The 24,267-nt window shown below is 44.7% G+C and carries 15 protein-coding genes and 1 tRNA gene; 14 read left to right on the top strand and 2 right to left on the bottom strand.

The genetic code is table 11. The annotated features are described in order from the left end of the window. The 14 genes from WS34_RS07125 to WS34_RS07045 all read left to right on the top strand — a co-directional run. Positions 1-761, top strand: a 761-nt coding sequence (locus tag WS34_RS07125; RefSeq protein ID WP_046403963.1) for a BACON domain-containing protein, incomplete at its 5' end; no start/stop codon positions are given. 389 nt (positions 762-1,150) lie between these two features. Continuing rightward, complete coding sequence (locus tag WS34_RS07120) at positions 1,151-1,960, top strand: hypothetical protein (protein WP_013613528.1); 810 nt, start codon at positions 1,151-1,153, stop codon at positions 1,958-1,960. Continuing rightward, the gene (locus WS34_RS07115; protein WP_286693662.1) at positions 1,957-4,341 is read left to right on the top strand and encodes an alpha-L-arabinofuranosidase family protein; all 2,385 of its coding nucleotides are present in this window, start codon (positions 1,957-1,959) and stop codon (positions 4,339-4,341) included. Before WS34_RS07120 ends, WS34_RS07115 begins: the two co-directional genes overlap by 4 nt. A 37-nt stretch (positions 4,342-4,378) precedes the next feature. Beyond that, the gene (locus tag WS34_RS07110) at positions 4,379-6,718 is read left to right on the top strand and encodes a glycoside hydrolase family 127 protein (protein WP_286693661.1); all 2,340 of its coding nucleotides are present in this window, start codon (positions 4,379-4,381) and stop codon (positions 6,716-6,718) included. Positions 6,719-6,934: 216 nt separating this feature from the next. Further along, positions 6,935-7,594: a hypothetical protein gene (locus WS34_RS07105; RefSeq protein WP_013613531.1), complete on the top strand. Its 660-nt coding sequence runs from the start codon at positions 6,935-6,937 to the stop codon at positions 7,592-7,594. A 30-nt stretch (positions 7,595-7,624) separates the two neighbouring features. After that, a complete protein-coding gene (gene ffh / locus WS34_RS07100; protein ID WP_013613532.1) occupies positions 7,625-8,950 on the top strand; it encodes a signal recognition particle protein in 1,326 nt (441 codons plus the stop codon). A 37-nt stretch (positions 8,951-8,987) separates the two neighbouring features. Next, on the top strand, positions 8,988-9,869 hold the full coding sequence (folD, locus tag WS34_RS07095; protein WP_502685462.1) for a bifunctional methylenetetrahydrofolate dehydrogenase/methenyltetrahydrofolate cyclohydrolase FolD: 882 nt from the start codon (positions 8,988-8,990) through the stop codon (positions 9,867-9,869). Positions 9,870-9,930: 61 nt separating this feature from the next. Further along, the gene (locus WS34_RS07090; RefSeq protein WP_046403955.1) at positions 9,931-11,163 is read left to right on the top strand and encodes a spore maturation protein; all 1,233 of its coding nucleotides are present in this window, start codon (positions 9,931-9,933) and stop codon (positions 11,161-11,163) included. 27 nt (positions 11,164-11,190) lie between these two features. Beyond that, a complete protein-coding gene (gene mnmA, locus WS34_RS07085; protein WP_022160516.1) occupies positions 11,191-12,240 on the top strand; it encodes a tRNA 2-thiouridine(34) synthase MnmA in 1,050 nt (349 codons plus the stop codon). A gap of 119 nt (positions 12,241-12,359) precedes the next feature. Next, positions 12,360-12,432 (top strand) — tRNA-Trp (locus WS34_RS07080). A 1,207-nt stretch (positions 12,433-13,639) separates the two neighbouring features. Continuing rightward, entirely contained in the window at positions 13,640-16,231 is a 2,592-nt protein-coding gene (gene clpB / locus WS34_RS07065) for an ATP-dependent chaperone ClpB (RefSeq protein WP_046403949.1), read from the top strand. A 260-nt stretch (positions 16,232-16,491) separates the two neighbouring features. Next, positions 16,492-17,949: a decarboxylating NADP(+)-dependent phosphogluconate dehydrogenase gene (gene gnd / locus WS34_RS07055; protein ID WP_046403946.1), complete on the top strand. Its 1,458-nt coding sequence runs from the start codon at positions 16,492-16,494 to the stop codon at positions 17,947-17,949. Between the two features lie 33 nt (positions 17,950-17,982). Next, the gene (gene zwf / locus WS34_RS07050) at positions 17,983-19,446 is read left to right on the top strand and encodes a glucose-6-phosphate dehydrogenase (RefSeq protein WP_013612381.1); all 1,464 of its coding nucleotides are present in this window, start codon (positions 17,983-17,985) and stop codon (positions 19,444-19,446) included. A gap of 80 nt (positions 19,447-19,526) precedes the next feature. Continuing rightward, complete coding sequence (locus WS34_RS07045) at positions 19,527-19,943, top strand: DUF2721 domain-containing protein (RefSeq protein ID WP_013612380.1); 417 nt, start codon at positions 19,527-19,529, stop codon at positions 19,941-19,943. A gap of 338 nt (positions 19,944-20,281) precedes the next feature. Here WS34_RS07045 and WS34_RS07040 read toward each other — a convergent pair whose 3' ends face one another. After that, positions 20,282-21,385: an ROK family protein gene (locus WS34_RS07040; protein ID WP_022161111.1), complete on the bottom strand. Its 1,104-nt coding sequence runs from the start codon at positions 21,383-21,385 to the stop codon at positions 20,282-20,284. 84 nt (positions 21,386-21,469) lie between these two features. Continuing rightward, a complete protein-coding gene (locus tag WS34_RS07035) occupies positions 21,470-24,163 on the bottom strand; it encodes a sensor histidine kinase (RefSeq protein WP_286693660.1) in 2,694 nt (897 codons plus the stop codon). Positions 24,164-24,267 lie beyond the last annotated feature (104 nt).

Raw genomic sequence — 24,267 nt, 5'->3', positions numbered from 1 at the left:
AGTTTTCATATACGGGAGGTACAAAGTCGAATACTTCCGGAAATTATATCGGTATGACGAAGTATAAAGTAGAAGGGACCGGTGTGAGTTGGTTGACTGTCGGTAGTGAGGGAGTCAGTTTTGTACAGGGTACCGACGGTTATATGGTTGTCGCTGGCGAAGACGATGCTTTTGTGACTCTGAATTTGACGGCTACAGCGAACAATACCGGAAAAACCCGTACGGCTACGATTACCGGAGTGTGGGAAGGGGTTACCGAAAGCTTTACGGTGACCCAGATGGATGCTTCATCGGTAGTCGTTTTACCAGCTTTGGAGGCCGGTGTATTAGCCGGAAACTATACATTGACAGAAGAAGGATATACCGGATATGTTCATTTCGGTGATAAAATCTATACGAAAGCAGAGTACGATGCGATAACAACCGAACTGGAAGCTGCAGGCACTAGCCTTTATGACGATCGCTATGCCAAATTCAGGGCTGCCGATTACGACTATGCTATGGGGTTGGATAATGGAAATACTGCTTATCCACTATTATTTAAGATTAATCAGGTGGAATCTACTGCAGACGGGGCTCCTTCAGGAGCTTATGAAGTTGAAATCGTGACGATGTATGAACCGGTGAATACGGCTCTCGAATCGGATTATATCGCTTACTATGATAAAAATACGAAGACTTTATATTTTGAGTTCGACTATTATTCATGGGCATCCGGTCAAACCGAACATTGTATCAGAACTTTGGTTTTTGCAGAATAATTTTCTCCGATACCGGATGCTATTTTAAGGTTAAAACGGTGCCGACAGTTAAAACGGTAATAACGGTTTAAAACTGGACATGCACCGTTCCTTTTTTTATTATCCGGTTTTGGGGGCAAGTCAACAATCGTATGTATGATTTTTATATGCTATTTTCCTTTTAAAAACTCGATTTGTACAATTGTTGTATTTTTTTGCATATATGTTTTATTGAAAGTTAAGGGAATGTCATTCCTTTGTTTAGGTGATTTGAAAAAGGAAAAACCGGGACGTAATAAAGTGGAGGAAAAGGTATTAAACCGATAGGCGGATGAAAATCCGGATGCTAATGATGTACCTCTGCATGGTGTGCTGGTGGGCAGATTGTCTAACCCTAATATGAAAGTGTTATGAAATATGTGATGTGCATTGTATTTTGTTGTCTGCTGTGTCTGGGAAAGGCGCAGCAGAGAGTAACCGGACAGAAACCGGGGATTACGGCTCCACCGCTAGAGCTGAAGCTGAATCCTTTTTACAAGAAATACCTGAATGCCAACGGGATTCATATTATAGCTTCCTGGCGGGTTCCCGATTCGGCGATGTATGCGGCTCACCGTACGTTGACGGCGTTGACCGGATATCTGCCTGCCGGGGTGTTGAAGGCGATGACAGATATCGGTACCCGTGTGGGCGTCATGGCTCGTTATGAAGGTACGACCGATATCCCCGAACATGCTCATTTGGCTCGGGATACTTCTTTGAATTGGGACTTGAGAGCCAGGGGATTAGGAGGAACGAAGTGGTTGCCTTTGACGACTTGTGCCGAAGAAAATATTTTGGGATATCAGATCGATAAATACCATGCCGAAGATATTCTGGTCCATGAATTTGCCCATTCGATTCATTTGATCGGAATACTGACTGTATATCCCGATTTTAATGAACGTCTGAAAAAAGCTTATGATGCCGCTTTGGCTGCCGGAAAGTGGAAAGATACCTATGCCGCGACCAATATCGAAGAGTATTGGGCCGAAGGAGTACAGGATTGGTTTAATGTGAATGCTGAAGTTCCTAAACCGGACGGAAAACATAACCAGGTGAATACCCGCAAGGAATTGAAGGCATATGACCGCGGTTTGTACGATATTTTGAGCGAGTTTTTCCCGGCTACGAACGAGCAGATTAGTTGTCATAAATACATCAATAAATATCGAAAATGAAGAAGAATAATATCGTTTTATTCGGGATAGCGGTGCTTTGTGCATGTTCTGTCCCAAAAGAGCGTCAACCTTTGACCGGTGGACAGTGGGGAGAAATAAAGAACGGTTCTGCCGAAGAGGTCGTTTCTTCAGAAGTGCTCTATTGGCAGGCTCCTCCTGCCAGTAAAGAAGTTTTGCACTTCTATGATGCAACGGCTCATGACGGTACCCGGAGTTTATGTATTTCAGCCGACGGTTTGGCTAATGGATACTGGAATAACCGGGTGAATCTCAAACCGTGGTCGAAATATCGCTTCAAAGGGTGGATCAAATGTGAAAATGTAGTGGCCGAACCGCAAGGGGGAGCCGGATTCCGCTTGCAGGGAGTCGAGGTACAATTGCCTGATTTTACCGGTACGCAAGACTGGACTTTGGTCAGTTGTGATTTTGAGACCGGAGCGAACGATTGTGTCATCGTATCATGTTTGCTGGGAACAGAAGGAAAAGCAAAAGGGAAAGTATGGTTTGACGATCTTTCGTTCGAATGTCTGGGTACGGAGGTCATCGAAACCAGTATAAAAGTTGATCCGGCAGAGCAAAAGGCGGAGATGTCTCCTTATATTTATGGGCAATTTATAGAACATATGGGGCATTGTATTTATGGAGGTATCTGGGCCGAAATGTTGATGGACCGGAAATTCTGGTATGCTCCGGGGCAAAAAGGTTCTCCCTGGCAGATTGCGGGCACGGATAAAGCGGAAGAAGGTTTATATATGGACGAGACGGCTCCCTATACAGGACGGCATACTCCGGTGTTGAAATCCGACGGTAAACGGATCGCGCTGAAACAGACGCAACTGGGATTACGGCCCGGTATTTCCTGTTCGGGATATATTGTAATGAAAGCCGATCGCGAAATGCCGGTAAAAGTGATGTTGAATTACGGTTCGTTTATTCAGGAATTATCCTTGGAGGTCGGGACTACTTATCGTAAATATCCGGTGCATTTTTCAGCTTTCGATCATAAAGTAAAGGATGCTACTTTTTCGATCTGTCCGCAAAAAGAAGGACGATTATGGATCGGTACGGCTTCTTTGATGCCGGATGATCATATCGACGGCTTCCGGGCGGATGTGCTGGCTTTGCTGAGAGGATTGAAAGCTCCGGTATATCGTTGGCCGGGAGGTAATTTCGTCAGTGGTTATGATTGGCATGACGGGATCGGTGAACGGGATAAACGGCCTCCCCGGAGAAATCCGGCCTGGACAGGAGTGGAATCGAACGATGTCGGGATTCATGAGTTTATGCGATTGTGTGAATTGTTGGATACCGAGCCTTATATTGCTGTAAATGCCGGTTTGGGAGGGGTAAAAGAAGCTGCCGATGAGGTGGAATATTGTAACGGTGCAGAGGATACACCGATGGGTAAATGGCGGAAACAAAACGGACAGGCAAAACCCTGGAAGGTGAAATGGTGGTCCGTCGGGAATGAAATGTTCGGGGATTGGCAACTCGGTTTTATGAGTACGGAGGCTTTTGTGAAAAAACATAACAGTTTTGCAGATGCGATGTGGAAAGTAGATTCTTCTATCCACCTGATTGCTGTCGGAGAAGTGGGCCGGTGGGACGAAATGATTTTGGCTAATTGTGCCGACCGGATGGATTTGGTGAGCGAACATTTTTATTGTCAGGACTGGCATGGCGGAGGACTGATGACACACGTATTGCAAATTCCCCGTAATATTCGCCGGATAGCCGAGGCACACCGGGGGTACCGGAGAGATATACCCGCTTTGGAAGGTAAAGATATCCGTATTTGTATGGACGAATGGAATTATTGGTACGGTCCTCATATCTATGGCGAATTGGGTACCCGTTATTTCTTACGGGATGCTTTGGGGATTGCTGCCGGACTGAATGAGTTCCTCCGTCAAAGCGATATGGTATTTATGGCCAATTATGCACAAACGGTGAATGTCATCGGTTGTATCAAAGCGACGACGACGGATGCTTGTTATGCTTCGACCGGCGAGGTGTTGAAATTATATCGCGAACAATTCGGTACCGTTCCGGTGAAAGTGGACGGAGAGTTACGTCCCCTGGATGTCGCTGCCGCTATCCGGTCTTCCGATCAGGCATTGACTTTATCTGTTATAAATCCGGGCTGGGAAGAAGTGACTTTCGAGCTGGATATACTGGGTGGACAGTTTGAGTATCAGGCAAAAACATGCCGGTTGAACGGAGTGGCGACGATTTATACCCTTACCGGACCCGACGATATGGCTTATAATACACCGGGACAGGAAAGTGTGGTGAAAGTGTCGGAAAAAAGTTTGAAAAATACCAAACAGGTGAAAGTAGGCCCTTTTAGTGCGAATGTGATTGTACTCGGAACAGAGTAAAGAGGTGCAAAGGTAGAATTTGAAAATAATGGAAGTTATGAGAAAATTAATAATAGGATGGTTACTGGTTATAGGGATTGTGTCGGTAGGCCGAGCCTGTGAACATTGTGCGGCCTTGGCTGTCGGGAATGTGGTGCCGGCGAAGGTGAAGTATTTCGGTTTGAAGGATGTCCGTTTGCTGGATAGCCCTTTTAAGAATGCTATGGACCGGAATGCGGCATGGATGCTGGAAATGGATATGGACCGTTTGTTATCGAATTTCCTGAAGAATGCAGGCCTCGAGCCGAAAGGAGAATCTTATGGAAGCTGGGAGTCTATGGGGATAGCCGGGCATACCCTGGGACATTATCTTTCGGCTGTGGCACAACAGTATGCCTCTACCGGAGACGAACGCTTCAAACAACGGGTGGATTATATCGTGCACGAACTGGATAGTTGCCAGCAATATTTTGTGAACGGTTTTATCGGTGGCATGCCGGGGGGAGACCGGGTATTCAAACAGGTGAAAAAGGGGATTATCCGTTCGGCCGGATTCGATTTGAACGGCTTGTGGGTCCCCTGGTACAACGAACATAAAACCATGATGGGACTCAATGATGCTTATCTGTTAGCTGGGAACGAGACTGCTAAAAAAGTGCTGGTGAATTTGGCTGATTACCTGGTGGACGTACTTGCCGGACTGACGGACGAACAGGTACAGACAATGCTGAATTGTGAGTTCGGGGGTATGAACGAGGCATTTGCCCAGGTGTATGCTCTGACCGGAAATAAAAAATACCTGGACGCTTCGTATCGATTTTACCACAGACGATTGATGGAACCGTTGGCAGAAGGGAAAGATATCCTGCCCGGATTGCATTCGAATACTCAGATTCCGAAGATCATCGGTAGTGCACGTCAGTATGAGTTGACCGGAAACTCAAAGGATGAACGGATTGCCGAATTTTTCTGGACAACGATGGTAAATCATCACAGTTATGCTAACGGGGGAAATAGCTCGGGAGAATATCTTTCGACACCCGATAAACTGAACGATCGCCTGACGCATTCTACCTGTGAGACGTGTAATACTTATAATATGCTGAAATTGAGCCGGCATCTGTATGAATGGACCGGAGATCCGAAGTATCTCGACTTTTACGAGAAAGCATTGTATAATCACATCCTGGCTTCTCAGCATCCCGAAACGGGAATGACCTGTTATTTTGTGCCGCTGGCGATGGGAACCCGGAAAGATTTTTGCGATAAATACAATTCATTCACCTGTTGTATGGGAAGTGGTTTTGAAAATCATTCCAAGTATGGGGGGGCGATTTACAGTCACGGTAGCGACGACCGTTCTCTGTTTGTCAATCTTTATATACCCTCGGTATTGACCTGGAAAGAGAAGGGATTGAAAGTGAGGCTGGAAACCGTTTATCCGGAGAATGGACGGGTGACGTTGAAAGTGGTCGAGGGGGAACGTCAGCCTTTGGCTTTGAATCTGCGTTATCCGGTGTGGGCCGGAGAAGGGATCGTGGTGAAAGTAAACGGTACAAAGCAGAAAGTAACATCCAAACCGGGATCTTTCATTACGCTGGAACGGAAATGGAAAGCAGGCGACCGGATCGAATTGAATATACCGATGAATCTTTATACGAAGGAAATGCCGGATAATGCCGACCGGCGGGCTGTGTTCTACGGACCGACTTTACTGGCAGGTGCATTGGGTGAGAAAGAGATAGAACCGATCCGGGGTGTACCGGTTTTTGTTTCACCCGACAAACAGGTATGTAAGTATATCCACCCGGTAAACGGTAAACCACTGACTTTTGAAACCGAAGGTTTGGGTTATCCGAAAGAGGTGACGTTGATTCCTTTTTACAATACCTACGATCAGTATTATACGGTGTATTGGGATGTATTCTCACCCGGGGAATGGAAACAAAAACAGGCGGAATACGAAGCAGAAAGATTGCGGATCGAAGAGTTGAATAAGGTGACTGTCGATTATATCGTGCTGGGAGAAATGCAGCCCGAACGGGATCATAACCTGAGTGCCGGGGAAAGCCGTATCGGAGATTTCAGGGGTAAAAAATACCGGTATGCTTATCCGACCGGATATTTTGATTTCGATATGAAAGTATCCGGGACGGAATCCATGAAGATGATGATGACTTTCTGGGGTGGGGATTGTGGCCGTGATACCTTCGAAATCCTGATCGATGGTGTACGTCTGGAATTGTTCTCTCCTAAAGGTGAAGATGGAAACTTCGTCGAAAATACGATTGTAATCCCTGCTAAATTTACCGAGGGAAAAGATAAAATCCGGGTATCTTTTAAAGGATATGAAGGCAAACGTGTCACTTCCTTGTACAATTGCAGAATGATGCGTTGATAAGTGTAGTTTCAAATTTATGTTGTGTGAATCCGGTAGGAGTGATCCTGCCGGATTTTTTGGCTTTTCTATTTTACCGGTTATTTTTATGCGTTTGTCTGGTTGTATTCATTTCTTTCGTTTCTTATGAAAAAAATAGAAAAATCGGTGGTTAAATGCTCAGAATATACTATTTTTGTTGAAAATTAAACAGCTCATCTTTTAAATGTACTTTATATGGTCAGTATTTCTCATGTTGTAGAAGATATCGTAAAACACCGGCCTTATCTGTCGGAGTCTTTAGCGGCGGGCATTATCAATGTTTCTTCGCTTGCCCGGCAATTGCAGCCCGATGTGGAGAGAGCGTTGCAGAAGGGAGTGAATACCGGGGCTATTGTGATGGCCTTGAATCGGTTGGCGCCTTATTTGCAGGTGCGGGAGCAGGTGCAGTTGAATAAGTTGCTGAGTAATATGGGGGATATTATTCTTAGGAGTAGTTTGTGTGACTATACTTTTAAAAATTCACCTACTCTATTGGATTGCCATATCGAAGTATTGAAAAATCTGGTGAAAAACGATGAGATTTTTTATACGATGGTACAGGGAGTTTTCGAAACCAATCTTGTGATCAGCGACACGATGGAGGAATTGATCGCCGATTATTTTAAAGATGAGTTGTGTCTCTTTAAAAAAAACGGTCTGTCTTCGGTGACGCTGAAATTGCCGAAAGGGAACAGTATGCAGGCCGGTTTTTATTATACCATTATGAAAGAATTATCTTGGGAAGGTATCAATCTGACCGAAGTCATCTCTTCTACCAACGAGTTTACGGTGGTGGTTGATAATGCCTTGATCGATAAAACATTTGTGGTGTTGAAAAATATTGGGAAAAGATAAAATAATCATTAAATATAAAGCGAATAAGATATGTTTGAGAATTTATCGGAAAGACTGGAACGGTCGTTCAAGATATTAAAGGGGCAGGGAAAAATCACAGAATTGAATGTCGCGGAGACCTTGAAGGAGGTGCGCCGATCCTTGTTAGATGCCGACGTCAACTATAAAATAGCGAAGGACTTCACCAATCGGGTGAAAGAGAAAGCTTTGGGTATGAATGTGCTCACGGCTGTCAAACCGGGACAAATGATGGTGAAGATTGTCCACGATGAGTTGGCTGAGTTGATGGGGGGCAAGAATGTCGAAGTAGATATAAAAGGTAATCCGGCGATTATTTTGATGTCCGGTTTGCAAGGTTCCGGTAAAACGACCTTTTCCGGTAAGTTTGCCAATTTATTGAAGAATAAAAAAGGGAAGAAACCTTTGCTGGTGGCTTGTGACGTTTATCGTCCCGCTGCTATCGAGCAGTTGAAAGTATTGGGCGAACAGATCCAGGTGCCTGTATATAGCGATGAGACGACCAAAGATCCGGTAAGGATCGCTTTGGATGCCATTAAACAAGCCAAAGCGAAGGGGTATGATGTGGTGATTGTCGATACGGCAGGACGTTTGGCTATCGACGAGCAGATGATGAACGAGATCGCTGCAATCAAAGAGGCTATTCATCCGAATGAAACCCTGTTTGTGGTCGATGCGATGACCGGTCAGGATGCAGTGAATACTGCCCGCGAATTTAACGAACGGCTGGATTTCAACGGAGTGATTCTGACCAAACTGGATGGAGATACCCGGGGGGGGGCCGCTCTTTCTATCCGTACGGTAGTGAACAAACCGATCAAGTATGTCGGAACCGGAGAGAAACTCGAAGCTTTGGACGCCTTCCATCCCGAACGTATGGCCGACCGTATTCTGGGGATGGGAGATATCGTGTCCCTGGTAGAAAAGGCTCAGGAACAGTTCGATGCCGAAGAAGCCAAAAAATTACAAAAGAAAATTTCCCGCAATCAGTTTAATTTTAATGATTTCCTGAGTCAGATCCAGCAAATCAAAAAGATGGGAAATATCAAAGATCTGGCTTCCATGATTCCCGGTGTCGGTAAAGCACTGAAAGATATCGATATCGACGACGATGCCTTTAAAGGAGTTGAAGCGATTATCTATTCCATGACTGCTGCCGAACGGGAGGATCCGGCCCTGATAAACGGTTCACGCCGTAAGCGAATTGCCGAAGGTAGTGGAACGACCGTTCAGGACGTGAACCGTCTGTTGAAACAATTCGAAGAATCGAAGAAGATGATGAAGATGTTGTCCGGTGGTGGTAAACTGATGCGGAAAATGCCCGGCATGAGACGTTGAGCGACTGTAAGTGATTAACGAAAAGTGAATAGAAGAAATGGAGTTAATAGAGGGGAAAAAAATTGCAGCTCAGGTAAAACAAGAGTTGGCAGATGAAGTAAAACGGATGAAAGCAGCCGGAGCCAAAACACCTCATTTGGTGGCCGTTCTGGTAGGTAACGATCCGGCGAGTGAAACTTATGTGGCCAGCAAAGTAAAGGCTTGCCAGGAGGTCGGTTTCAAGAGCACCGAAATGAGGTATTCGGCCGATATTACCGAAGAACAATTGTTGGCTGTCGTCGATAAGTTGAATCAGGATGCCGACGTAGACGGTTATATCGTACAGTTGCCGTTGCCTCGTCATATCTCTGAGCATAAAGTGTTGATGGCTATCGATCCCGATAAAGATGTGGATGGATTTCATCCCTGCAATGTCGGCAAGATGGTGACCGGTTTGCCTGCCTATCTGCCTGCAACTCCCGCGGGAATCGTAGAGTTGCTGAAACGTTATGAAATACCCACTCAAGGGAAGCATTGTGTGGTGATCGGGAGAAGCAATATCGTAGGTACTCCGATGGCGGTGTTGATGTCACGTAAAGATAAATATGCAGATTGTACGGTGACGATCTGTCATAGCCGTACGCAAAATATAAAAGAAATGACGTTACAAGCCGATATACTGATCGTTGCTTTGGGAAAACCTCATTTTGTGACTGCCGATATGGTAAAAGAAGGTGCGGTAGTGGTAGACGTCGGAATCCACCGGATACCTTCGGATAAAACGAAGTCCGGTTTCCGCCTGGTGGGGGATGTAGATTTTGAAGGAGTAGCTCCTAAATGTTCTTATATCACGCCTGTTCCGGGAGGAGTGGGGCCGATGACTATTGTGTCTTTGCTGCAAAATACCCTTAAAGCTTGCAAGGGACTGGCTGACAAGTAAAAAGTTTTGCTTTTTACTTGTCGTGATCAGTTGCCTTTGCGTTAATCAGGTGTAGTGAATTATGGTGTTGAATTATATCTGGATTTTCTTTTTTGCCGTTGCCTTTATCGTCGCTTTATTTCGTTTAGTGATAGGAGGTGATACGGAAGTATTCAGCGCTATGATGACCTCTACTTTCGATATGTCGAAGACCGGTTTCGAGATTTCCCTGGGGCTGACCGGAGTGCTGACTTTGTGGATGGGGATCATGAAAATCGGTGAACGGGGGGGGGCTGTGCAGGTGATGTCAGGAATGATCAATCCGTTTTTCCGCCGTCTTTTCCCTGGGCTGCCTCAGGATAGTCCTGCCCATGGGTCCATTATGATGAATCTGGCTGCTAATATGCTGGGCTTGGATAATGCTGCTACACCGATGGGATTGAAAGCGATGCAGCAAATGCAGGAGGTCAATACCCGGAAAGATGCGGCTTCGAATGCTCAGATTATGTTCCTGGTATTAAATACTTCAGGACTGACGATCGTACCGGTGTCGATCATGGTATATAGGGCCCAATTGGGGGCTGCTAATCCGACCGATATTTTTATTCCTATCTTACTAGCCACTTATTTTTCTACTTTGGCTGGTTTGATCGCTGTCGCTATTTATCAAAAGATCAATTTGTTCGATAGAGTGATTCTGGCTTATTTGGGAGGAATTTCGGCTTTGATGGCGGGAGTGATCTGGTATTTTTCAACCTTGGATAAAGAAGAGGTAACCGTTGTTTCGAATGTCGCCAGTAACATCATTCTGTTCGGTATCATCATGGTATTTATCGGGATGGCGGCCTGGAAGCGGATCAATGTGTACGATGCTTTTATCGAGGGGGCTAAGGATGGATTCGCTACTGCTGTAAAGATCATTCCTTATTTGATCGCGATTTTGGTGGCGATCGGGGTATTCAGGGCTTCCGGGGCTATGGAAGTGGTGATGTCTGCGATTACCCGGGGGATAGAAGGACTTGGTTTTAATGCCGACTGGGTGGATGCGCTGCCGACAGCTTTGATGAAACCGCTGAGTGGAAGCGGTGCCCGGGGGATGATGATCGATACCATGAAGACTTTCGGGGCCGATTCATTTGCCGGACGTTTGGCTTGTACTTTCCAGGGGGCGACGGATACGACTTTTTATATCATTGCTGTTTATTTCGGGGCGGTGGGGATCCGGAATACCCGTTACGCTGTTCCGTGTGGACTGATTGCCGATTTAGCAGGGATTATTGCTGCGGTCGTGATCGCCTATTTGTTTTTTGCCTGAAAATTTTTCTAGTTCAAAAATCTGTATATGAAAAAGGTGGTTGTCGGTATGAGCGGAGGGGTCGATAGTTTTGTGACCGCTTTATTGTTACGCCGGCAAGGGTATGAAGTGATCGGGGTGACCCTGGAATTGTGGGAGAAAAATGATTTAAGCGGTGTGAGAGACAGTTGTGAAAAACTGAATATCCCTTTCCTCTGCCGGGAAGGACATGAACTATTCAGGCAGCAGGTGGTTGATCCTTTCGTAAAAGCTTACCGGTCGGGTCTTACGCCGAGTCCTTGCTGCATTTGTAACCGCCGGGTAAAGTGGATATTGTTACAGCAGGTGGCTGATGAGTTGGGAGTGGAGTATATCGCAACGGGACATTATGTCAGGATTGTCGAACGGGAGGGAAGATTTTATATCCGGAAAGGGATCGATCCTCAGAAGGATCAGTCTTACTTTTTGTGGGGCCTGCCTCAGGCGCTTTTAAGAAGAGCGTTGACCCCTTTGGGTGAATATACCAAAAAACAAGTGAAGGAGTGGGCGGCCCGGAATGGATACGAGCAGATGGCCCGGAGACGGGAGAGCATGGGGATATGTTTTCTGAAAAATAAGGATTACCGTGATTTTATAAAGGATTATCCTATAAAAGACTTCCGACAGGAAAGTGGAGAAATTATTGACGATAAAGGACGGGTATTGGGCGTACATGCCGGAATCTTGAATTATACGGTTGGACAGAAACGGGGGATTCCCGACCGGACCGGAGTTCCTATGTATGTCCGGGAGATCGATGTGGAGAGGAACAGTATTATTGTTGCTCCCAAATCCGGGTTATATACTTCTGTGCTGACAGTCGGGCAGGTGGAGGCAGTGTACTTTGGGGATTTGTTGGCTGCCGGGGTAGAAATCAAAATCCGGGGGTTGGGATTAAATCCGAGGGGAAATATCCGGGCTGAACGTTTGAGCCCTGACCGCTTGAAAGTGGTCTTAAGTGAGCCTGCCTGGGCCGTTGCTCCGGGACAACCTGTTGCTTTTTACCACGAAGATATTTTATTGGGTGGAGGAATTGCTGAAAAAGATGAAAAGCTGTAAGTCAAAATATTATTTCTAAACCGGGGCGTATGGGAAAATTGAAGCGGAAAAAAATCTAAGAAATATGTACAGGAATATTGCAGATTCCAGGAAATTTGCTTTCCTTTGCAGCGTCAAATACGGGTGTAGCTCAGTTGGTAGAGCACTGGTCTCCAAAACCAGGTGTCGGGAGTTCGAGCCTCTCCACCCGTGCACTGAAACGCTATCTTTTCAGATAGCGTTTTTTAGTGCTGTTCTCCCTCTTTCCGGTTTAGCTGTTATTCGAAGGGACTTCCACATACGCCTGTTGGTGCTGATCTACAAAAAGCTTGTTACGCTCCGGGTGTTGTTTGCGCTGAGACTCGTAATTGGCAAACAGCAAAAGTACAAGAATGTATATGGCTATGTGAAGCCAATGCCTGATTTTTTGGAAGTTAGGTTTTGTTTTCATCCGAATCGTGTTTTATTATATAGATGCATCCTGTTTTATTACGTTGCGTCAAGATCGACATTTTTTTCATAAAAGATTTCATTCCTCGTAAAATTAAAGAAATATTAACTAAAAAGATAGTTTATTCCAGCTGACTTTGGTTTCATGTTATCAAGGAAATAGGTATTTATTGTACTTTTGTAACCGCTGTAACTAAAAAATAGTAGGTTTAATTTTTTTTCTTTCTATTCCGATTCCGGGCTTTATACCGTCAGACCGGTTCGCCTGGAACGGTCCGGTAAGGCTTTCCTTCACTGACCGGCGGAACTCCTCACTCCGTTCGTCAGACACCACCGGTCGGGCGTTCGGAAAACCTAACCGGACCCTCGTTCCCGCTCCAATGGTCTTCCGGCATAAAACCCTGCATCTCACGGCAGAGCTAACCGGCAAAGAAAATACAACCGGAAATTTGCAGCAGCAGGAAGACGGACCGTCCGGATTATTTCCAGTGAGAATAAGCTTTCTTAAATCAAGACTGGTCTGCAATTCAGTGATAACGTTAGTCGGAGGTGCTCGGGATTGGCGACCATTGGAGCTCTGGCGAGTGTCGTCTTGCTTTTTCTGAACGCCCGACCGGTGGTGTCTGACGAACGGAGTGAGGAGTTCCGCCGGTCAGTGAAAGAAAAAGGTAGACGACCGACAGAAGCGACCGGGTCGCCAATCCCGAGCACCGAAGACGAATTAGTAATGAAATAAACCTAGAATTATTTTGTTACAGTATAAAACCTGGATAAATTGTCAGGCTGGATCAAGGAAGACAGTAGTCCGGGCATTGGGTTCTATCGGTTTAAAGGCTGTCGTTTTGTCTTGAATATTTGCATTGATTATGTCAATTTGACAAAATAATGATAAAAAGTTTGCTGAAACCTTTCATTCGGAGAATCGGTATAAGATTTGTAATCACTCTATAAGTGAAAGGAGAGATAGACAATGAATACAAATAATTATACGATCAAGTCGCAGGAGGCTTTGCAAAATGCAGTGCAGCTTGCGCAGAGTAAAGGGCAACAGGCCATCGAGACCGGGCATTTATTGAAAGCCGTGATCAATGTCGGTGAGAATGTTACTCATTTTATTTTCAATAAACTGGGAGTCAATAGCCATAATCTGTTATCGGCACTCGACCGGATTATCGATAGCTATCCCAGGGTTTCGGGCGGAGAAGTATACTTATCGCCGGATAGTAACAAAGCTCTGGAGAAGGCGACCCGTTTGGCGAAAGACATGGGTGACCAGTATATTTCGCTGGAACACATCTTATTGGGATTACTGGATAACCGGGATCAGGTGGCTCAATTGTTGAAAGATAGCGGTTTGACAGAGAAAGAGACCAAAGAAGCGATTGCGGAGCTTCGGAAAGGATCGAAAGTCAACTCTCAATCGGCAGAAGAGAGTTATGATGCCTTGGGGCGGTATGCTATAAATTTGAACGAACGTGCACGGAACGGTAAATTAGATCCGGTGATCGGGCGGGACGATGAGATACGGCGGGTGTTGCAGATTTTATCACGTCGTACGAAGAATAATCCGATACTGATCGGTGAACCGGGTGTAGGTAAAACAGCGATTGCCGAAGGATTGGCACAGCGTATTGTGAATGGGGATGTCCCTTCCAATCTGGCTTCGAAACAGATTTTTTCGCTGGATATGGGTGCATTGATCGCCGGAGCTAAATATAAAGGTGAATTCGAAGAGCGTTTGAAGGCAGTGGTCAACGAAGTGCTGGCTTCCGAAGGCGAGATTATCTTATTTATCGATGAGATTCATACTTTGGTCGGAGCCGGAAAGTCGGAAGGTGCTATGGATGCTGCCAATATTTTGAAACCGGCTTTGGCACGTGGTGATCTGAGAGCTATCGGAGCGACGACCCTGAATGAATATCAGAAGTATTTCGAACAGGACAAAGCGTTGGAGCGTCGTTTCCAGAAGGTGATGATCGACGAACCGGATGTGATGAGTGCTATCAGTATTATGAGGGGGCTGAAAGAGAAATATGAAAATCACCATAAGGTGAGAATTACCGACGATGCGATTATCGCTTCAGTGGAATTGTCCCACCGGTATATTTCCGATCGTTTCCTCCCGGATAAGGCTATCGACCTGGTCGATGAGGCTGCAGCCAAATTGCGGCTAGAGATGAATTCGGTGCCGGAAGAAATCGATGAACTCGACCGGAAGATCCAGCAATTGGAAATCGAGAAGGAAGCCCTGAAACGGGAAGGAACCAGCAAAAAATTGTCGGATATCCAGAAAGAATTGGCCGATTTGAACGATGAACGTACAAAACTCAGGGCACAATGGGAGTCTGAGCGTTCTCTGATTGATGAGATACAGAAAAATAAGGATGCTATCGAACAGTATAAATTCGAAGCAAGTCGTGCAGAGCGGGAGGGTGACTATGGTAAGGTGGCCGAATTGCGTTACGGTAAAATCAAGGAAGCCGAACAACGGATCGAGGTGGTTAAGAAAAAATTAGCCGATATGAAACATGGTGAATCCCTGATCCGTGAAGAGGTGACCTCCGACGATATCGCTGCTGTAGTTTCGAAATGGACAGGTATTCCAGTCAACCGGATGATGCAAAGTGAGCGGACGAAGTTATTACATTTGGAAGAGGAATTGCATAAGCGGGTAGTGGGGCAAGAAGTGGCTATCGCTGCTTTGGCCGATGCTGTCCGGCGAAATAGGGCAGGGTTACAGGATGCCCGTCGGCCGATCGGGTCATTTATCTTCCTGGGAACTACCGGAGTGGGTAAAACCGAGTTAGCGAAGGCATTGGCAGAGTTTTTATTCGACGATGAGACGCAGATGACCCGTATCGATATGTCGGAATACCAGGAGAAACACTCTGTATCCCGATTGATCGGAGCTCCTCCGGGATATATCGGATATGACGAAGGTGGACAGTTGACCGAAGCAGTACGGCGGAAACCTTATTCGGTGGTGCTGTTGGATGAGATCGAGAAAGCACATCCCGATGTGTTCAATATCCTGCTGCAAGTGCTCGACGATGGTCGTTTGACCGATAATAAAGGACGTACTGTAGATTTTAAAAATACCATTGTTATCATGACTTCGAATATCGGCGCTCATATTATTCAGGAAAGATTGAAAGACCTGAATGAGAAGAACCGTGATCAGGTATTGGAGACTACCAATAATGAGGTATATGAATTGCTGAAACAAACCATACGTCCGGAGTTCCTCAACCGTATCGATGAGGTGATTATGTTTACCCCCTTACAGAAGAACGAGATTGTGGATATTGTCCGCTTGCAAGTGAAATCATTGCAGAAGATGTTGGCTAACAACAGTATTACCATCGAGGTTACCGATAAAGCTGTGGAATGGATAGCTCAGGAAGGGTATGACCTTCAATTCGGTGCCCGGCCTGTGAAACGGGTGATCCAGCGGAATTTGCTGAACGACCTGTCTAAACAGATTCTGGCAGAAAAGATTACCAAAGACAACCAGATTGTAATCGATGTGAAAGACGATCATATTGTCTTTACTAATAAATAACGGTAACGCTAAAGGAGACGGTAACAACGGTTCTGGATACAGACTGTTGTTACCGTTTTTTTTATGTGCCAGGACTGTTTCGGAGGTCCGGGGTGAAAGTAACCTTGGGCTTTCTTTATCGTAAAATTCGGATAGGCCGTTGAGGGAAAAATGAGTTTTAACAATATTTTTTTAATTTCTAAGGGGCGATATTTGCAAATTTCCTTTATATTTATAAAAATCTTATTTATATCGTATATAAACTTATAAATATTATCTATATGCATACATCTGATATTGGTTTGATCGGCCTGGCAGTGATGGGGGAAAACCTGGCACTCAACTTCGAGAGTAAGGGATTTACAGTTTCGGTATTTAACCGTTTACATCCCGGGAAAGAAAATGTGGTCGATCGTTTTCTTCGTGGCCGTGGTGCAGGTAAACATTTTATCGCTACTTACTCGATTCCGGAGTTAGTTGCTTCCCTGAAGCGGCCGAGGAAGGTGATGATGATGATCCGGGCCGGAGCTCCGGTCGATGAGATGATTCAGGAATTGTTACCTCATCTCGAGCCGGGAGATGTCATTATCGATGGAGGAAATTCCGATTTTAGGGACACGGAACGGCGGGTGAAAGAGGTGGAAGCCCGGGGAATGCTTTATGTGGGAACGGGGATTTCGGGTGGAGAAATCGGAGCTTTGACAGGCCCCTCGGTAATGCCAGGCGGTTCTCCGGCAGCCTGGCCGCTGGTGAAGGATTTACTGCAGGGGATCGCTGCCAAATTGGATGAAGGTACGCCTTGTTGTGAATGGATAGGAAGCGGTGGGGCCGGGCATTATGTAAAAATGGTGCATAATGGAATCGAGTACGGAGATATGCAATTGATCGCTGAGAGTTATTTTATGTTGCGGAAATACGGACAGTTGGAGAATGACGAGATTGCCGATATTTTTGCCGGATGGAATAAAGGGGAACTCAATAGTTATCTGATTGGAATTACGGCCGATATTTGCCGGGTAAGAGATACGGACGGAGGATATTTACTGGATCGTATTTTGGATATTGCCGGACAAAAGGGTACCGGTAAGTGGACTGCCGAAGCTGCTCTTGAGGAAAGCGATCCGTTGACTTTGATCACAGAGGCGGTACATGCCCGTTTCCTCTCGGCCATGGCCGACGAACGCTCGAAGGCGTCGGCTCTGTATCGAAGTGAAAATAATGATATTCATGAACATGCCGGTTTACCGGATTTATTGCGACACGCCCTATATGCTTCGAAATTGATTTCTTATGCACAGGGATTCTCTTTGTTGAAAAAAGCTTCCGAGCATTATCAATGGAATTTAGATTACGGCATGTTGGCTAAAATTTGGCGGAAGGGCTGTATTATCCGTTCCGTTTTTCTGGAGCAAATTACCCGGGCTTATCACGCTTTACCCGGTTTGGAAAACTTACTTTTCGACGATTTTTTCCGAAACCGAATACTCGAGGCTTTGCCTGCATGGAGAAAGATTACGGCCGACTGTCTGTTGAGTGGCATTCCGATTCCTTGCATGGCTGCCGCTTTGACGTATTTCGACGGTTTGCGGACAGAACGTTCTTCTGCAAATCTGATTCAGGCGCAACGGGATTATTTCGGTGCTCATACGTATGAAAGGACAGATATGGAGAGAGGACAATTTTTCCATACCGATTGGAATGAAACGGGAGGGAATGTTTCAGGAACTTATAATGCTTAGTAGATGAAGTTTAAAAGTTATTAATCGAGGATTATGATAAAACCAGATGGACAAATATTGGTCATTTTCGGGGCTTCCGGAGATTTGACGAAACGTAAATTATTGCCTTCGTTGTATGAGTTGTTTGCTCGGGATATGCTGCCTGAAAATTTTGTGATTTTAGGTGTTGCGAGGACTCCTTTCTCGGATGAGGAATTCCGGATACAGCAGAAAGATAATCTGAAGGCTTTTTTGAAAGGGAAACATCCTGAAGCTAAACAATTGGATGCTTTTCTGGAAAGGGTACATTATTTAGGATTCAATTCGGATGAAGCGGCCGAGTATCATTTGCTGGTTGAGAAGATTGCCGAATTACGGAAAGCAAAAGATATTCCGGATCATCTGATTTTTTACCTGGCGACTCCACCGCAAAAATATGGCCCGATTGCAGAAGCGCTGCGTAAAAGTAAATTGAATAAAGCGTCGGAAGAAGGAGGTTGGAGGCGGATTATCGTCGAGAAACCTTTCGGGAGCAGTTTGGAAACGGCACAAGCACTGAATAAACAACTGTGTTCGATCTTCGACGAAGAAGATATTTACCGGATCGATCATTTCCTGGGGAAAGAGACGGTACAGAATATACTCGTGCTTCGGTTTGCCAACCAGATTTTCGAGTCGTTGTGGAATCGGAATTACATCGATTCTATCGAAATTTATGCGGCTGAAAAATTAGGGGTAGAAAACCGGGGAAAATATTATGAAGGGGCCGGAGCATTGCGGGATATGATACAAAATCACCTGATGCAGTTGATGGGGTTCGTTGCTATGGAAGCTCCTTCGGCTTTCGATGCCAACCTGATGCGCGATGAAGTGGCGAAGGTGTTCAGGGCTTTGCATCCCCTGTCACCCAATGATGTGATTCGGGGACAGTATATTGCCGGAAAAGCAGGAGAGGAGAGTGTGGTCGGCTACCGGGAGGAAAATGGAGTTGCGGCGGATTCTACGACAGAGACGTATATCGCTATGCGCTTTTTTATAGATAATTGGCGTTGGGGAGGGGTACCTTTCTATTTTTATACGGGGAAACGCATGCAAGAATCCCGGTCTGAAATCGTGATTCATTTCAAGAATGTTCCGCATCGTTTGTTCAGCGGAATTTGTCCCCGTTCTTCTTGTAATGAGTTGATACTGAAAGTGGATTCGCCGGAAAGTATTTCGTTGAAATTCGGGTTGAAAGTTCCGGGATCGTTCTTCGAAGTTAAACAGGTGAGCATGAATTTCGCTTATGATTCGTTGTGTAATACCTATATTGCTAATGCTTACGAGCGTTTGTTGCTGGATGCGATGCAAGGGGATTCTACTTTGTATACCCGCACGGATGCCCTGGAATTAAGCTGGCGTTTTATCGATCCAATCCTGAAAGAATGGGCCAAAGATCCGGCCAAAGGGTTAACTTTCTATCCTGCCGGTAGTAATGGGCCTGAAGAACGGAAATGGTTATTGCATTATTCATTATAAAAGGTAACGATAGATAAAACGGGAACAAGAGAACTGTTTTCCCGTTTTATCTGTTTTTACCTGTTTTCACCGTAAATTTTATGGAAGAACTGACCCTGACGACACCTTCGATTTTGTTCTCGGCGATTTCGTTGATTATGTTGGCTTATACGAATCGTTTTTTGGCTTATGCATCGGTGATCAGGAGCTTGAAAACAGAACACGAACAAAATCCGACCCCTATGGCACAACGGCAGATCGACAATTTGCGGAAAAGGTTGTATATGGCTCGCTCGATGCAAATTTTCGGAGTATCCAGCTTGCTGTTGTGCGTGGTTTGTACGCTGTTTATCTATGTGGGATGGCAATTGGTTGCTGTATATACCTTCGGAGTGGCTTTACTCTTGTTGGTGATTTCTCTCGCTATCTCTATCCGTGAGTTACTGATATCGGTGAAGGCACTTGAATACCGATTGGATAATGTAAAAATTAAAAAGGAGGGGGAAGAGAGTTGTTGAGTTAAAAGAGTTACTGAGTTAAAAGAGTTGCTGAGTTGCTGAGTTGCTGAGTTGCTGAGTTACTGAGTTGCTGAGTTACTGAGTTGCTGAGTTACTGAGTTGTTGAGTTATAGAGTTGAAAGAGTTGAAGGGGTATAGATAGTTGGATCAGAAGAATTTTTTAGATACTGATTATTTAATCCCAATAACAGAATGATTCAAATAATACTTAAATTTACCTTCCTTTCACAAATTTTCCCAGATCAACAGCATGGCAATTTAGTCATTCATCAACTCTTTTCAACTCAGTATCTCTTTCAACTCAATAACTCAGCAACTCTTTTAACTCTCTCAACTCTTCACTCCTGTCTATCGATTTGTTGCAAAGCGAAGGCGTATGCTCCGAGTGAGATGGCACGGCTGGCACCCAGTTTTGAGATGGTGATACCGATGCGTTTCATAGGGTCGTAGACTACTGATTTATCGGTTCCGTATATTTTCAGTTCGCGGGACCCTCCTTTGGCAAATTCGACGAATTCATTGAAATCATCCAGGTCGTATACTTTAAACTGAAGCCGGCTAATGGTTTCACCGTTCATGCGTTGTAGTTGTCCCCTCATTTCTTTTAATAAAGCAGGCATGATATATTTACGGGCTGCGGTAATTCCGCCGCCGATGACGATCAGGCCGTCGATCAGTGTTGCTGCGGTTGCCATAGCATCTCCGGCGATTTCTCCGTAGTCTTCAAAAGTTTTTAGGACGGCTTCCCGATTCCCCTCCCGGGTCCCTTCTGCGATATCGAACATATCTTTGGGTTCGAGGTTGTGATCGGTATCTCCGGAATTTTTGGCATATTCACGTTTTAAAGCATGGATCGCCACACCATCTTCACAGATCACGTCGGGGTATTTTTTATTTCTCAGGCAGAAAGTCTCCACACAAGAGTTATCTCCGATGTGCATTTGTCCGTTGACGGTAAATCCGAATCCGAATCCGGTTCCCCAGGTATATCCCAATAAATTTTTATAGCGTTTGGCACTGTTCAGACGTTCCAGTTTGGAGTTGATTTCGGGCAATGCTCCGGCAAGTGCCTCCCCGTAAGCAAATAAATCTGCGTCGTTGTTGATAAATACAGGTATCCCGAATTTGTCTTCCAAAAAAGGACCGAGGGCAACCCCATCCCGGAAAGAAGGGAAGTTAGGCAGATAACCGCCGATGATTCCGTTGGGATAGTCGGCCGGACCGGGGAAAGCAAAGCTGATGGCTACCGGTTTTTCATCCAGAGCGTTGATTACTTCCCGAAATCCTCTTTCCAACGTTTCCAGGCATTGACCCAAATCATGTGAATTGGAAGGAAGAGAAATCGGTTTGATCACATCCTGATTGCCCCGGATAGCTCCGAAAACAAAATTAGTCCCTCCGGCATCGAGGGTAATTACTGTTCTTTTATCAGTTTGATACATTATACTTTTGTTTAAGTTTATAAATGAGATATAAAAATATAGTCTTATTGCACCTACTAAAACAGGTAAAATTACAAAAAATCTTTAATTTTCAGGATTATTCCGTTTTTTCTCTGTTTGAGTCAAGGAGATCGGATGGGTGAACCAAAAGCAAGACCCTTCGCCCTCTTTGGAGTTTACACCGATTTGTCCTCCCATTTGTTTTACCAGACTTTTGCAAATCGATAATCCTAAACCTGTACCTTGAACGAAAGTATTTAATTTGACGAAACGGTCGAATATGACTTTTTGTTTTTCTTCGGCAATGCCTTGGCCGGTATCACAGACATAGAGTTTGAGTTCATGATTCGGCAAGAGTTCATATCCCAGTGTAATCGTACCTTGTGAAGTAAATTTCAGCGCATTGTTGATGAAATTCGAGAGTACCTGAATCACCCTGTTTTTGTCACTGGTTATGTAATAAACCGGGGATTGTTCATCGAATATCAATTTGACTTGATGATTTTTAATCTTGATACTGTAAGACCGGACAATCTCATTGCAGAGTTGATAAACATTTACCCGGTCGTTGATAAATTTGAAAGTCCCTGCTTCAATTTTAGAAAGATCGAGGATATCTGAAATCAATTGTAGTAACAATTCATTATTTTCTTGTACAATCTTCAAATAACCGAAACGTTCTTCCCGGTCGTCCGACTCGGCCAACAAATCGGAGAAACCGACGATTGCATTTAGGGGTGTCCGGATTTCATGGCTCATGTTAGCGAGGAAAGCAGATTTCAAACGATCACTTTCTTCTGCCCGCTCTTTGGCTTCGATCAGGCGTTGTTCGGTTTCTTTCAATTCGGTGACATCATAATTGACACAGATCATGTCCAGCTTTTGGGGATCATCGTTCATTGTGTTACGGATTACATTGATCCGCGTCCATTTGTTGCCTTCGGCAGTGGTGATTCTCAAGTCTTTGAAAAAGCTTTCGATTACTCCGGCTTTCACTTGCTGGATGGACTTCAGGATATAATCCCGGTCTTCAGGGTGTACGTGTTTGTATACACCGATGATTTCAGAGAGGGGCGTCGTTGCTTCTTCTCCCAGATTATAATACCATTGAGGGATCCCATAGCCGGTACGTGTCCAGATGTCGAATCTACAATATCCGATTTTGCCGAATTTGCTGACCATAGAGAACGAACTTTCGAATTCTGCCAGTTGGCTATATACTTGTGTGATTTCGGTATTGTCGATATTGATTAACAGGTAATTGATCAGATTTCCCTGAGAGTCGTAGAGTTCTGTTGCAGTTGTGTATATTTCAAGAAGACCGTTTTTCTTCGATGAATAATAATTTTTGATTGTAGAGAAAGGATATTTGATGCGGAAAGTAATGGCTTCTTTACGGCGCAACGCTTCGATAATATGTAAAGGAAGATTCGGATTTTCGAACAAATTGACTCCTAGTACCGTCTCTTTGTTAGCGATTCCGAAAATTTCCATATCTTTGGTATTCAGGTCTATCAGGAAACCGTTTTTGTCGTAAAGTTCAATTCCGGCTGGTAAATTGTCGTAAATATTACGCAGAATTTTTTCACTGCGGTCCAAAGCCTGATGAGTATTGAAAGTTTCCGTTATATCTGAAAACAGATAGATGACTTCGTCGGGACGGGTCATGTAGGAAATGAAATGAAAATATTTATTGATTCTGCTGACAAAATGGGTATCGTCCAGATAATCCTTGTTGGGTGACAGTGTTGTTAATTGGAGGAGATTGGATGAAAAATCCAAGCCTAGCGAGCTGGCCCGAAGACCGTTGAAGTTTGATTTTCCGGTGATTTTTTTAGCAGCCAGATTGGCGTCGGTAAACAACAGGTCTACGGGATTTTGTTGTTGATCGTAAAGAATCCGGGCACGTAGATAGCCCAGTGGCATATGTTTGTATAGATTTTGCAGATAATCCCTTTCGGTTTGTGCCTCTTGCCGGGATTTTTGAAGCTCTATGCAAATATTGATGATATTGACCAGGGAAGTAAACCATTGACAATCTTCATCGCTCCACTGATGAAAATCTTCAACTACGTCGATTCCTACATATCCCCAAGCTCCCTGAGGAGATACCAGAGGTACGACGATAAGTGATTTTATCGATTGTAAAGCTAAAAATTCTTTTTCGGAAGCAGCTTCTTCCGGTAAGTCGTCCAGAGTGGATAAGACGATAGAATGTCCCGACATGATTTGTTCGGTCCACCAGACATTATCGGTGGTCGCCAGGTCGGTGATCAGTGTCTGTTCCTTCTCTATATTGTTATCTACTACTTCAAAAGTACAAGTCTGTGTTTTGATTTCGGAATCGTATTCGATGATATATGCCCGTCCTGCCTTGAATACCTGAAGAATATCCTGCAAGATTTTATTAATGATTTCGGATGTATTGTTGTTTTGCAGAAAAGACAGTAAGGTATATGAAATATTATTGAGCTGATACAAGAGATTATTTATCCTTAATGCAGCTGCTTGCTCGGATTTGGTCGTTTCCGGACTATCGACAATTTGTATCGAGCCTGTGATAATAGAATCGCCATGTGCATTTTTTTCCTGATGAAGTTTTTTGATATGAATCCAAATTTCTCCTTTCGGGCAAAGAATCGGGAAGGTCATATCGTAGACGTAAGGTTGTTCTAAAGTTGCGATTTCTTCACCGATCCGGAAACGGAAATCGGTACGGACCCTGTTCAGAAAATCTGCAAAAGACAATCGATCGGATGGTAAACCTGTCAATTCCATTATCTGTTTTGAAAAAAAATAGGTCTGGAGTCGGTAATCTGCTTTCCACCATCCAGTGCGAGTATCTGAGAGAATACGATTCATCAGTTCGTATTCTTCTAATG

The sequence above is a fragment of the Odoribacter sp. N15.MGS-14 genome (assembly GCF_000980245.1).
Taxonomy (GTDB): domain Bacteria; phylum Bacteroidota; class Bacteroidia; order Bacteroidales; family Marinifilaceae; genus Odoribacter; species Odoribacter splanchnicus.
This window is presented reverse-complemented; position numbering and strand designations above follow the sequence as displayed.